General features: G+C 57.2%; 12 protein-coding genes and 1 pseudogene. All 13 read right to left on the bottom strand.

The genetic code is table 11. The annotated features are described in order from the left end of the window. Positions 1-7 precede the first annotated feature (7 nt). Positions 8-1351 (bottom strand): hypothetical protein, encoded by a 1344-nt coding sequence (locus ACQZ5M_RS00905; protein WP_449078896.1) that lies wholly within the window; start codon positions 1349-1351, stop codon positions 8-10. 450 nt (positions 1352-1801) lie between these two features. Further along, complete coding sequence (locus ACQZ5M_RS00900; protein WP_449078895.1) at positions 1802-3667, bottom strand: AAA family ATPase; 1866 nt, start codon at positions 3665-3667, stop codon at positions 1802-1804. After that, positions 3660-4295 (bottom strand): hypothetical protein, encoded by a 636-nt coding sequence (locus ACQZ5M_RS00895; protein ID WP_449078894.1) that lies wholly within the window; start codon positions 4293-4295, stop codon positions 3660-3662. The genes ACQZ5M_RS00900 and ACQZ5M_RS00895 overlap by 8 nt, the downstream gene beginning before the upstream one ends. Before the next feature lie 293 nt (positions 4296-4588). Further along, positions 4589-5059 carry a DUF6634 family protein gene (locus tag ACQZ5M_RS00890; protein ID WP_449078893.1) on the bottom strand — a complete coding sequence of 157 codons (471 nt, stop codon included), beginning with the start codon at positions 5057-5059 and terminating at the stop codon, positions 4589-4591. Positions 5060-5417: 358 nt separating this feature from the next. Further along, entirely contained in the window at positions 5418-6269 is an 852-nt protein-coding gene (locus ACQZ5M_RS00885; protein WP_449078892.1) for a DUF429 domain-containing protein, read from the bottom strand. 55 nt (positions 6270-6324) lie between these two features. Beyond that, on the bottom strand, positions 6325-6546 hold the full coding sequence (locus ACQZ5M_RS00880) for a hypothetical protein (RefSeq protein ID WP_449078891.1): 222 nt from the start codon (positions 6544-6546) through the stop codon (positions 6325-6327). A gap of 241 nt (positions 6547-6787) precedes the next feature. Then, on the bottom strand, positions 6788-6967 hold the full coding sequence (locus ACQZ5M_RS00875; RefSeq protein ID WP_449078890.1) for a DUF3606 domain-containing protein: 180 nt from the start codon (positions 6965-6967) through the stop codon (positions 6788-6790). An 80-nt stretch (positions 6968-7047) separates the two neighbouring features. Continuing rightward, a pseudogene (locus tag ACQZ5M_RS00870) lies at positions 7048-7918 on the bottom strand (hypothetical protein). Between the two features lie 270 nt (positions 7919-8188). After that, positions 8189-9004: a hypothetical protein gene (locus ACQZ5M_RS00865; RefSeq protein WP_449078889.1), complete on the bottom strand. Its 816-nt coding sequence runs from the start codon at positions 9002-9004 to the stop codon at positions 8189-8191. Positions 9005-9018: 14 nt separating this feature from the next. Next, positions 9019-10284, bottom strand: coding sequence for a phosphopyruvate hydratase (gene eno, locus ACQZ5M_RS00860; protein ID WP_449078888.1), 1266 nt, complete (start codon positions 10282-10284; stop codon positions 9019-9021). A 271-nt stretch (positions 10285-10555) separates the two neighbouring features. After that, a complete protein-coding gene (locus ACQZ5M_RS00855; protein WP_449078887.1) occupies positions 10556-10993 on the bottom strand; it encodes an EamA family transporter in 438 nt (145 codons plus the stop codon). Next, complete coding sequence (gene crcB, locus ACQZ5M_RS00850; RefSeq protein ID WP_449078886.1) at positions 10990-11379, bottom strand: fluoride efflux transporter CrcB; 390 nt, start codon at positions 11377-11379, stop codon at positions 10990-10992. The genes ACQZ5M_RS00855 and crcB overlap by 4 nt, the downstream gene beginning before the upstream one ends. 10 nt (positions 11380-11389) lie before the next feature. Further along, positions 11390-13210, bottom strand: a complete 1821-nt coding sequence (locus ACQZ5M_RS00845) for a voltage-gated chloride channel family protein (protein WP_449078885.1) — start codon at positions 13208-13210, stop codon at positions 11390-11392. Positions 13211-13251: the final 41 nt, after the last annotated feature.

Genomic DNA, 13251 nt, shown 5'->3' with positions numbered 1-13251 from the left:
CGCAGGCTCAAATCTCCGCCCGTTGTCTGAATTCGCGCACGAGATCGTTTCCCTCCAATATGAGATAGGAAGTCGTTGGGACAAATCCGGTTAAAGGTGGCTTCGGAAGAGACATCACCTCCCGAAGGCATTGGATCCGATCAAAGCCGCCTTCTCGCAACTCGCGAAGATCTTTTCGGCAATCGGAGGCCATCAAGACTATGAACAGAGTTTCGATCTGTCCGCGGGTAAGAGCGTCTGCGAGGGTGGAGTCTTCCCGCTCTAGATACGAAGCCAAATCGGTCTCAGCGTCGTCTTCGGTTCTCTTCGCCTCTTCGATTACACAGTTGAACACCCTGCCCCGGAGATTGGTGTTAAAGAGCGCGGCAAGATCTGGATGCGCCCAGAACCGGCGCAGCACGACATCCACCGTCCTCGGGTAGCCTGTGTCAATGCATGGATCTTTGATGTTGTCTGCTATGGCGACCAGCAGGGCAGTCGGACTTCTAACTGTTCCTTCGGCGGAAAACTTTTCCAGCGACTCGATAAAGTTTGCAAACATATCGTCCAGTCGCTTGCGGTTTTCACCGCTTATCATGGACAGGAGTCCAGGCCGAACGACGCACATGTCCACCAGATAGGCGTCGCGCTCCGGACTGAAGCCTCTCTTCGCAAAGACCTCTTTAGCAATGATGGAGTTCAGTTTCGATCGGTCCAGTTCCAACAGGCCGAGCAGGAACCAGAGCGATTTGGAATCCTCGTCGCCCATTTCTTCAGCCACTCGATCTGTTAGCTCGTTTATGAGCTGATAGTGTTCGTGTTCGTTGAAAGCCGCGATCTCCTCATCGACCTTCCTCGCGACGTCGTCGATGATTGCGTCGGTGAAAAATCCTTCGGTGTAGATATCGCGCATCAATGTGTCGATCGCGAACCGAAGCGGCCTTGCCTGCTCGCACAGGAAGTAGGTCACCGCCTTCTCGAACACATAGTATGCATCCTTCGCAGTAGGAGCGGAGTTGTTCGGGTGGGCGGCGTGATTGCGCTTGGTGAGAATTTCGCCCAGTGCATCGGTTTCAACAACAGGCACAACTTTACTTTTCCGGAGCTCCTTAAGAAGCGCACCTTCATAAGTTCTTTTTTCTTCTATCGCTTTTTTTACAGCGCGAACTACTTGCCCCGCCCGGCTCACTTGCCCTGCTTCAAGTTCCTCCATACGCTCCTGTAAGGCGCTGAATACCGCGTTCGAAATCATGATGATGCACGCCCGGTAGGCTCCACTGTTGTAGCAGCGCACCGCCTCCGCCACGTAGTCGGAATTGCGGTGCTGGACAGCTCTTTGGTATAGGTCATCTATTGGTGGAACGTCAGTCACGGGAACCTCGCAGCTTGTCAAACGCTAGCCTTCGTCTTCGACTGCCAGGTCTTAATGCCGAGTTTTCAATCTTGGGTAATTGCCTCTATCCTTAACGAATCCTGGCGCAGGCCGCATCGCCTATCCCGCCTGCTCGCGTGTCGTCGTAATGTTCTTTACATCCGAGATGTCGCCGCCCAACGTTCAAGCCCTTCTTTTATGCCAAATGCTTGAAGGATTCGAACGGCGTCTCGCGAAGAGACAATCAACTCAACAATGCCGCCAGCGCCGCCAAGCCGCCCTCACCTCCAACACTTCCCGAGTTCCTCTCAGACCATCCACCGCAAGAAGAAGAAGTCGGGGAACGGGCATGCAGAATACTATCGGCTCCCGCCTTGTTGCCCGCAAGGGTTCGCATCGTCGCACAGCCGGGTGTCGCAGATGCTTTGAACCTCTCCTGCGACGTCATTCTCAAATCATCGGGGCTGGAGAACCACCATGTCGGAACAGCGCCCTCGCCCGATCTCCGTCGACAGCACCTTCCTTATCCAGGATGTCGGCGAGTTCGTTCACGAAGTCCAGTCGCTTGCGGACGAGATCTATCGCGCGTGCTAGCTGGGTATCCAGCGTCTGTTCCACCTGGCGGTTCAATGCAGGCAGCGCGCGTCTGAGCTTCTCCCTTTCCATTTGGTCGCGGGCGTTGAAATAACCGAGCTTCCTGCCCATTCCGGCCTGCGCGATCATGGCGGTCGCCTGGTCGGCGGCGCTGTGAAGGTCGCTCCCGAGGCCGCCCCCGGAACCGTCGAGATGCTCGCCGTAAACGACTATTTCAGCGGCCATTCCCCCCAGACCCATTGCGATCGCGTCAAGGAAATACTGGCTGTTCCGAAGACGGTATGAATCCTCGAAAACGGTACCGCCGCCTACTGGAGCGCTCTGCCGGAAAGCGTGTCTAACCACTACGCCCGTGAGCTCGCCGACTTCCAGGGCAAGTCCCACGGCGGCATGCCCCGCCTCATGGACCGCGATCCTCCTGCGCAGTTCTCCCTCGATCGGCGTCGAGGGTGGCAAGGCGGCCCGCAGATCGTCGATGGTTAGAGCTTCCCCGCGGCGACGGGCGATTCGAAGTGCGCCCTTCGCAACATGAGCCAGGTCGGCACCGGTGAAACCGTCGCATTCAAGCGCCGCCTGTGCAATCTGCTGGTCGCTCAATCCCTCGGGAAGGTACCCGCGAAGAATGCACGTTCTCGCCGACAAGTCCGGAAGCGCGACGCGGATGTGAGTCCCAAGCCTACCGGGGCGAAGTAGAGCGGCGTCGATTCTCTGGGGATGGTTGCATGCACCGACGACGACGACACCGTCTCTGCGACTGATGCCGTCGAGGCACTCCAGCAGGCCGGAAACGACCTCGGTGCAATACTGTGCGCTCCGCTCGTCGAAACGCGCGCGATCGCCGATGCTGTCGAATTCGTCTAGAAGCAGGACGCAGGGTGCTTTCGCCGTAGCTTCCTCGAATGTTGTCCTCATCGCCTGGAGGAGATCGCCGAGGTGACCGCGCGACTGCCACTGCGCCAGCGACGATGACACGAAGGACATGTCGCAGCTCTTTGCGACGGCCTTTGCAAACATTGATTTTCCGACGCCTGAAGGTCCGGATAGGAGCAAGCCGGCGTCGATTTCGCTCCAAGAGATTGTGCCTCGTCGCCACGCGTCCAGATCGCTGGCGAGGTTGCGGGCCCAATCCGCAGCCATGCCGTATCCGTGCAAATGCTCGATCGGCGGGGGATCGTCCGAGATGTCGCCGCGAGAGTGAGCCTCCCGGAGCCGCTCGAGAGCGAAGTCGGCGTCCCTGCCTGGTCGGATGGCTGCCAACACATCCGCGATCGGATAGGCTAGCATTCTCTCGATCTGGTCGACCGGGAAGTCTCGATCCTCGAGCAGGCAAACCGCGCGGGCGATAGTCTCCGCGCCGATCGGATCCACATCTATTACCGCATCCACTGCTGCGAGAATAGTTCTAGGTAGCGGCAGTTCGCACCTGACTACGATCAAGACCCGGTCTGCAAGTCGTAGCGCTGAGTTGATCTCCGAAAAGTCGACGCCGCCTTTGAGCCCTTTGATGGCTTCGCAGACCTCGATATCCTCGACCCCTGGCATAATTTTGGGCAAGTCCGTTGCCGCATCGACGAACTCTTTTAGAAGCTCATTCGGTACTCGAACAACGACTGAAAAGGCTCTGTTTTCAATTATGTTTTTGATTTTTTTTAAGGTTTCCCTTAGGGCTAGCGTACATGTAATCCTAGCAACCGCTGACGTTTTTTCGAGCGCTTTACGCATTACGGTCACTCCTAAAAATCCTTACGGTGGTGGTTGGCGCAATGGGTTCGACGTCAAGTTCAATGGACAGGAAACGATGTAGAACTAGCGATGACAGGCCTCCTATCGGGTTGATCTCCCGGAATGCGTCGAGGCAGCCTGCAACGGTCACCGATCCCTCATGCTCGAGGGCCGACATGATGCGCATTCGATCCCCGAGCGGGCACCGGTAGCGTGCGTAGCGCAGGAGGTCTTTCGAATTCTGCAGGCGGTAGCCGGAATTGATTTGAGCCCTAGATACGTACACATGCGTGAACCGGCCACAGGCTGCAATTTCGGTTAGCTGCGGGTCGCCTCTTTCTTCCCGGACGCTGATGTAGACCTCCTGCCCATTTGTGTAGGTCGCCATGAAATCCGGCGGCTCACCCCGCCAGCCTCGCTGGAGCAGCAGGATGTTCATTCCAGTCGGACGGCAGCACCATGCGACGACGTCGTCGTCCACGTCGAGCAGACATCCCTGATCGCGTGCGAGCTGGCTTTTGAAATAGGGAGGGTTCGTGCAGCGCACGGTTCCAAATGGGCGGAAGCGTTCAACAGGTTCGGATCCGTCTGTGCGCATCCCGTGACCTGCGAGGTCGGTAGGTTTCATCGTCATCTCCACAACAAAAATGCGTTGGCCGCCGGTTTCCCGGTGGGTTGTCAGCGTTGTTGCGGTTGTAGACGAAATTTGATCATGGTTAGAACAAATACGGAACAGAAACGAGGGCGTCAAGGCGCCACTTTCAAGATTCTTCAGTAAGGGATTCCACGCGTATCGGTATCCGACTTATCCGCTGGTAGCGACTAGGAATTCCCGGTGGGAAGTCGACGCGCGGTAACGAGTCGAAAAGATACATGATCACCATTTGCCGATAGGATCGTGGGCCCCAGCATAAGGCTGGGTCAAACGCTAGAGTTGGCCGATGTTGAGGCACTGTGACGCTCATCGAAATAAGCTCGCTCGAGACCATCGATTTTCGCCGCTCGAATACGACCTGTTGATCGGAGACAGGTGAGCATGGATTCGATATCATCGCTTCCACCGATCGGCCGTCCAACGACGGCAGGCAAACCGGAGTGCTTCTGAGCCCAGTAGCGGATCTCGCGCTCGGCGGGAGGATATGTATTGCCCAGACGATACAAGCGACTTTCCGTCCTCGCCCAACGAGGAGAAATTGCTGGATCGATTGCAACAATGCGAGAGGTGTGGCCATGAGTGCCCTCGTCGATCTCCGGATGTCCGAAGAACCAGCCGTGCATCCATTCGTATCCATTATCTGCCAATACCCAGCCTTGCAGTAGAGGTGCAGCGGATAGCTCCTCTTCAAATGCGCGCTGATTCAAACTTGCATCTGTGGACGGTTCATCATCCATGTCGTGCCTTTCTTGTCTCGATTTCTACTTTCAGCGTTACTCAAGGGAGCCATTGGCGGTCGAGAAATCAACGCGCAATTGCCTTAGCGTGAGACCGTCCACTCCATGTTTGAAATTGCTTCGGCGAGCGTGACAGCACCATGCGTCGCAGAATGCTTCGACCAAAACTCACCGTCTGGCTGCGGCCATCACCTCGCCCAATGTCGGCCCCCCTCTCCATTACGACGTCAACCAAGTCATTGAGCGCGATAACACACACAAGACCGCCTTCCGTCTCAATGATTGCAGGCCTTCCTGCAGACGCAGACGTCGTCGGAATGAAAAGACGACCCCGCGCCTCGCGTACCCGATCCGTGCACTACTTCGCACCTATCAGGCAAAGCTTTGAGCACCCGAGCTGGCTAGGGTCTGTTGCACTCGTCTTCGGAACCCAAATGGCTGACTTCTCATCTCCATACGCAACCGCCGCACTATCGAGCGCGCAGACCCCCACCCATGCGCAAACGACAGCATCCAACTTGTCCTCGAACGCCTTTAACTCGTAGCCTCGGGAATCGGAAGATGGCAGTGCCAACGCTGTCACCACTCCCCTTAACTTGGCTTCCAGCAGTTCAATGATCTGCTGCCAGACATCGAACAATTGCCGACGACGAGCACCAGGAACCTCATGGGGCCAATACTTCCTGATCTTGGAATGCTTATACGGTAGTCTGCGAGCAGCATTCGCAAGTTCGATCAAAGCCGGATGTGGATACACCTCAATGATCGACGGCCCACTAATTTCGGATACGGCGAGAGGATATCCGATCTGATTGAAACCTGTGCGCAGATCGTCACTGACCTTGCCCGGACGCAATGCGCTCGGCGTATGCGTGCCAGCGCCCCTCGCCCCGTAAAGCGATGAAATCAGGTTGTCGGAAACTCTCCGTCCGGTGATCGTCTCTAGCGAAAGCGGCATATCGATTGCGACCAGATCGATCTTGCTTCCAGCTTTTGTTGAAGCTGTGGAAATGAGCGCCGCGGGATCGGGCACGGATCCTTGATGCCTAAGGATCGGCGGATCACCCGGAATCGCTAGAAAATCGTTATAAGATCCGGCGATATCGGCAAGCTCCCAACCCTCCCCTCGGTCTGTCACGAGTGCAAGTCCGGTTGGATTGGTCAGGGTCCAGGCCGCATCTATGCCGAGAACTGCTTTTGGTTTCATCATTGTGCGCGTGGCCCCGATCGGTCTGGTGGTGACTGTTGGTTGGTCTCGGAGCCCGTCATTGAGGCAATTTCTTGAGTAGTAGCCTGTTTCCCGGTAAGAACGCGATGATTTTTTCCTGTTCTAGCGCGGTCAGCACCTCCATTACTTCATCTTGAGAGAAACCAGCATCGCCCAGAGATGAACTAAGGTCTAAGATGTTGATCGTCATTTCCGGCTTCGCCTTTAAGGCGCGCAATCTAGTCAGCACGGCTACTTCGGTGTCGGCGAATCGGCTCACCAGCGACTCCGTCGAGCTGCACCACGGGTCGCAACATGAACGATTGCTGCGGTCGACAAAAGGATGCTGGAAACCAGCACGGCAATGGACAGCAGTCCGCCGTTGGATATCTCAGCCTTCGCAGTGAGGCCGCAATCCTTTGGAAGCGAAAGCGAGAAATCTACCCGCTGGCGATCGCTGAGAAACGGTGGATATCTACGTTTTCCCTCCCCTTGAATGGAAACAGACTCTTCTTGATGGCTCATCCTATTTTCTCCAAATCGGCCTCGATTATGGTCCGGGAGTTTCCGACCTTCTTGACAGACTTCTTGACCGCAGCCTTGGTGACATCCTCTTTTTTGGCTTCGTAGCTTAGCACATAGTCCTGTCCGGCTGTGATGCGCTTGGGGTCTTGGGCGCGGTCTCTTAGTGTTTTAATCATGGTTTTTCCTGGTGATGGATTTCAAGATTTCAGCCTCCAAAGCGACATATATGCAGATGTTCCGCAAGTCCCGACCGATGTCACGGTGACGTTCCCGATACCCTCTTGCGTCGTGCTGCCCGCCGAGCCGGTCTGAGTTCTTCGATCGTCGGTTGCCACCATTCTGCTGCATATGGCATAGGTGTTTTCGACGGCCACGCCTGCACAATTTCCTCGAACGTGGGTTTCGCCAAATTCCCCAAACGTGATCGTCGGTGACACCGGGGTAGAATTCGCCGACGACATCCGGATCCACGAGTTCTCCTGTCACCTCTTCAAAGACAACAAGCCCGTACTGGATTGAGACGACGCGTCCGACTGAAGGAAGGTCATCGCTGTTTAATGGATAGCGTTGTCGCTTTCTCTCGGCCGTGCGCGCTTTTGACTTCGCTTCCTGCTCGGTGCCCTTTCGCTCGACGGCACGACGTTGCCGTTCCTCGGGCTCGTTTCGTCGCGCTGCCTCCTCGATCTCCGGCCACCGATCCTTGAGTTCTTGAAATGAACGAAACGGGACGTGCCATAGCTTGAGGTCACCATCCCATCGCGAATAATTAACCTCACGAAGCCTGTCGACGACGGTTATCGAATAGGGAGACTTGATGCGAAAGCCCGCTCTCCCGAGCTCGAGGTAGACACTTTCGATAGGCGCGAACTCGAATGAATCCTGCCCTTCGCGTCTGCGAAAGCGTCAGCTTCCGCCTCTATTTCTGGCAGCCACCGGGTGAACCGACGGGTTGCCGTGCGGCCGGGAACGAACCAAGCTTGACGAGCGTCGCTCCACAGGGCGCGGGGAAAGTGTTCCCGGAACTGCTCCACAGTCACCCGGTCGTATGAAAAGCTAACGTCGGCGCCGGATCTGACATCGTCTTGAGCCATACGTCCGATATCGTCCTGTGAAGCTTCATCACTCATGACGATCATAACGCCTATCGCCTCCTTCAGGTTTCCATCGCCATGCTGTAACGCGCAAGCGCGCCGATGCAAGCTCCGCCGATTTGCGCTGTATCAACCGACAGGTCGGACGGCGGGTGTTGGCCTATAGCGTCATCCGCCGTCGCATAAATTGGTCGCGAAACTCTGATTTTTGCACCTGAGTTTCGCGACAGAAATTGTCCTTAAAATTCAGGTGCGGTTGATCTGTCGCAAATGTTACGACTTTGCTGCCCTCCCAATCATAATTGGTCAGTGCACGAGAAACAGCGGCAGATCGGCCGCCGCCAAAATGTCCCGCGTCTCATGGCCCATGATCCAGTCCAGCCACTCGCTATGGCTAAATGCACCCGTGACCAGAACGTCCGCTTTCAACGTGTCCGCTTCATCCACAAGCTGGGCGCCAGTCGTTTCGCTGGAACGGGCTAGAATCTTGACGTCGGGTTCGACGCCGGAGCCTTGCATCACAGCAGCTAGCGCGGCTGCTGCATCACTTTGGTCTGTGACACACAGTGCGGTGACACGATCTGCGATTGCCAACCATGGTCCCGCAGACTTGATTGCGCGGCGGGTCAGTTCGCTGTCTGTCACGCCGAAGGCGATATGCGAAAACCGTTTGCGGTCTCCGGATCGCCAGCCTGGCGGCACCAGCAAAACTGGCCGGCGGGCGGTAAAGAGGGCGGTGTGGAAGGCATCGGCGCCATCCATGTTCCTGTTATGCGCCAGGACGACGAGCCCGATATCCTCGGTCATCTCTTGCATTACGGTTTCCGCCTCCGCACCGGTGATCGTGCGCAACACGATCGGAGGTGCTCCTGGCCGCAGGACTGTGTTCCATTCGTAAAAAGCTGTTTCAATAGCTTCCGCGCGCTGTTGCGCAGAGCCTTCGTCGTGCTCGCGAAGCTCCTGGATGTCGATTTCCTCAGGGGTAGAGACCAGGTGCATTGGGTCCACCATGACATTCAACGCCTCGATCGATGAGCAGGTCACGGATGCTGCCGCCAAGACGGCAGCATCCAGGGTTCCGGCGACCGTATCGCCTTTTGTCAGCACAGCCAGAATTTTCATGACATCCTCTCCCATCACGCACCGAACCGGGCGGCGCCACCGAGCTCCGCCTCGATTTCCAGGAGACGGTTGTATTTCGAGATCCGGTCGGAGCGGGAAGCCGAGCCTGTCTTGATCTGCCCTCCGCCCATGGCCACCGCAAAATCGGCGATGAAGCTGTCTTCGGTCTCACCCGATCGGTGCGAGATGACGTAGTTCCACCCCGCCTTTCGGCAGAGCTGGATGGCACTGATGGTCTCCGTCACGGTTCCGATCTGGTTAAGCTTGATGAGGGCTGCATTACAGGCCTTCTCCTCGATGCCCTTTGCGATGAAGCGGGTATTGGTGACGAGATTGTCGTCGCCGACGATCTGGATACGACCACCAAGAGCCTTGGTGATGGCCTTGTAGCCGTCCCAGTCATTCTCATCATGGCTGTCCTCGATGGAGACAATCGGAAATTTCTCAACCCAGGTCTCGAACAGGCTGACCATTTCCTGCGATGTCTTGTTGCCTTGTCCGCTGCGCGTCAGGCGATAGAGGCCGTCTTCAAAAAACGAGCTGGCGGCCGGATCAAGCGCTATGGCGATGTCGTCGCCCGGCCGATAGCCCGCGGCCTCGATCGCTTCCACAATGACCTCGCAGGCCTCTTCATTGCTCTTGAGCTTTGGTGCAAATCCGCCTTCGTCCCCGACACTGGTGCTGAGGCCGCGCTTTGACAGGATGGACTTCAGGGCATGAAACGTCTCGGCCCCATATCGTAGGGCCTCAGTAAATGTCGGTGCACCGTGCGGGTAAAGCATGAACTCCTGGAAATCCATCCCGGAATCCGCGTGCTTGCCGCCATTGAGGACGTTCATCATGGGAATGGGCAGATGCAGTGCAGCGACGCCACCCAGATACGCATAGAGTGGCAGGCCGTGACTTTGTGCGGCGGCACGACAAAGCGCCTGGGAGACTCCTAGAATTGCGTTGGCGCCAAGCTCAGATTTATTGGGCGAGCCATCGAGTTCGATCATGGCTGCGTCGAGTGCCGCCTGATGCGAAGGATCGTGTCCTTTCAAAAGAGGGGCGATCCGCAGGTTGACGTTGTCGACGGCCTTGCGGACACCCTTGCCGCCATATCGACCGGGGTCTCCGTCACGCAGTTCCACTGCCTCGTTCGCCCCGGTCGAGGCTCCCGAAGGAACGGAGGACGTGCCGACGATGCCATTGTCGAGATATACGCTGACGCGAAGGGTGGGATTTCCTCGGGAATCGAGTATTTCGAGGGCGGTGATGTTTTCGATGAAGGCTTTCATGGACTTTACTCCTGCTGCCGGGTCGACGGCTGTTTTGCTGGCCAATTGCTGCTCACCTAGATCGGGCGATTGGCATCTTCGATTTCTTTTTCTCGGTCCGATCGGAACGACCGGTATTCCCACCGCCCAGATTGAGGGTTTCGTCGTCGCCACACCTCCTGAAGCCAAAACAGATGATCATCCATCGGCTTGACCGGAAACCAGGCGTACCACTCACGCCATAGGCACTCTTCCTTCAGCATCGTACCCCCCTTGATGTTCGTTGATGGTCTCAAGCCCTGTAGGCGACGAGCACGGCTCCTCCCGCGATCATCACAACACCGAGCCAGTTCGGGAGCGTCAGGCGCTCGCCCAGGAAAAGCACGGCAAAGACGGATACGAAGACGACGGACAGCTTGTCGATCGGTGCGACGCGGGCGGCATCACCCAGCTTCAGCGCCCGAAAATAGCAGATCCAGGACACGCCGGTGGCAAGGCCGGAAAGCACGAGGAACAGCCAGCTCCTAGTTGAGACCGAAGACGGTTCCTGCCAGTTGCCCGTGATATAGACCATCGTGCCGGCGGCCAGCAGGATGACGATTGTTCGAATAAATGTGGCGAAGTCGGAATTGACGTTCTCCACCCCGATCTTGGCAAAGATCGCCGTCAATGCGGCAAAGCCCGCAGACATCAGTGCCCAGAGTGGCCAGCTTGTAAGAAGATTTTTCATGTTGCCTGTCCCTGACCTGTGAAACGCATGAGTATCAATCCTGCAAACAGTCCCGCCATGGACAGAACCAGCGAGAGGGTGATGTATCCGGCAGCAAGGGCCCATTGCCCGCGCTCCCACAGCGTCACCGCGTCGAGCGAGAATGTCGAAAACGTCGTGAAGCCGCCGAGTAGGCCCGTCGTCAGAAACAGACGCAATTCCTGTGGCAGGCCCGAACGGACGACGAAGAGTTCGGTCAGCACGCCCATCAAGATGGAACCAAGGATATTCACGGTCAGCGTGCCATAGGGAAAACCGAAGCCAAGCAGCCGCGCGGCGCCGACATTGACGCTATGCCGGAAAACGCCGCCGATGCCTGCGCCAAGGAAAACGATCAGATAGACCATGACCGCTCCTTCAAGACTTCGTTGTCTGAAGGGCTTTCTCTGCCGCAATGTCATGACCCAGCACGTCCCAGTGCTCAAGATGCTTGTAGACGATCATCTTGTTTTTGAGGAAGGCGCCGTGAGTCCGGCAGAACTCTTCCAGCTTGTCGCGAGCGGCGATCAGTTCTACGCACATGGTCAAATCCGGATTGGGGATCTCGAAGCCTTCGTCCTGCAGCTTACCGCTGTTGGAATATCCGAAATGGGTGTGGTGGGCGACGGCATTCATGATGCCCGCAGTCTTGGCCTGCAAAACCAGCTCACGATAGAGCGGCTTTGATCCGAACCAGCCGCCCTTGCCCGGCGTCTTCTCGCACGGCTTCATATAGATGCGCACCATGCCGATTTCCTTGGAGTGCAGTGTGTGTTGGGTCACGATGATGGGCCTTTCGTTGAGGGTTGCGCGCGTTGCAAGCGACCGGAAGCGAACCGTGCCGACCAGATCGCCGAGAGTCTGGGCCTGCATGTCGCGCATATGGCGGACGGAGATGTCGAAGGGGATATCGTTGGCGGCGGCAGTCTTTGGAACGCCGACGCGCTGCGACAGGTAAATGCTGGAATGGCCGCTACACAGATAGGCGACGAAGCATGCGACGGCGAGGTAGACCGAATGGGTCGCGCCGAAAAGCTCTATTCCCATGATCATGCAGGCCAGCGGCGTATTGGTCGCGCCGGCAAAAACGGCGACAAAACCTAGGGCCACGAAGAGATCGACGGGCGCCCCAAGAATACCAGCCAGGGCACTACCGAGACCCGCGCCGATGAAAAACAGCGGTGTGACCTCGCCGCCCTTGAAGCCGGCGCTCAACGTGACAATGGTAAATAACCCCTTCCAGGCCCAGCTCCAGTAATCGACATGATCCGGACGGAAGAAGCCGAGGATCGTTGCGTCGTCAGGATTGGGGGACCATACACCGAGGCCGAGATATTCGCGTGTGCCAAGCAGGTAGACGAGGCCCAGCAATATGGCACTGGCGAGCACCGGACGGAGCGGCGCATAGGGCAGGATCGCCTTGTAGGCCGACGACGCCAGATGGGACAACTCGGCGAAGAAATGTGCGGCCAGACCAAAAGCCACGCCGGCAATGACGACCTTGAGCAGCAGGACTGCATCGAGGTGAAAGCCGACCGCTTCCCCGACGCCGCCGAGATAGGCGATGGCATATTGGGTGTGGCTGATCCCCCAAGCATGGCAGGTCCAGTCGGCAACGATGGCGGCAAGCAAGGCAGGTAACAAAGCCTCGTATTGCATGCGTCCGATGGTCAGAACCTCCAGCGCAAAAATCGCGCCGGCGATCGGTGTGCCAAACACAGCGCCGAAACCTGCCGCAATGCCCGCCATCAGCAGAATGCGTACGTCGCCAGGCACCAGTTTGTACGTCTTGCCAAAGGCGCTGGCGAGACTGCCACCGAGCTGCACCGCGGTTCCCTCCCGCCCGGCCGAGCCACCGACGAGGTGGGTGAGGACGGTGGTCACGAGGATGAAGGGCGCCATGCGTAGCGGAACACCGCCACCGGGCTCATGGATTTGGTCGACGATGAGATTGTTGCCGCCCTCCGCCGATTTGCCGAATTTCTGATAGGTCCAGACCATCGCAAAACCTGCGACCGGCATGCCGTAGATCAGCCAGGGAAATTCGAAGCGAAGCTCCGTTGCCCTGTCCAGGCTCCATAGAAAGAGAGCGACGAGCGAGCCAACGGCAGCAGCCATCGGGACGACGATCACGATCCATTTTGCGAGGCTGCGGACCTGGCTGATACGAAGACCAAAAAATGCGGAGAACGCCATCATCTCGGCGCTCCCATATAGTCATATTTCGTCTGGGAAAACAG

This window comes from Rhizobium sp. 22-785-1, from assembly GCF_053521965.1.
This window is presented reverse-complemented; position numbering and strand designations above follow the sequence as displayed.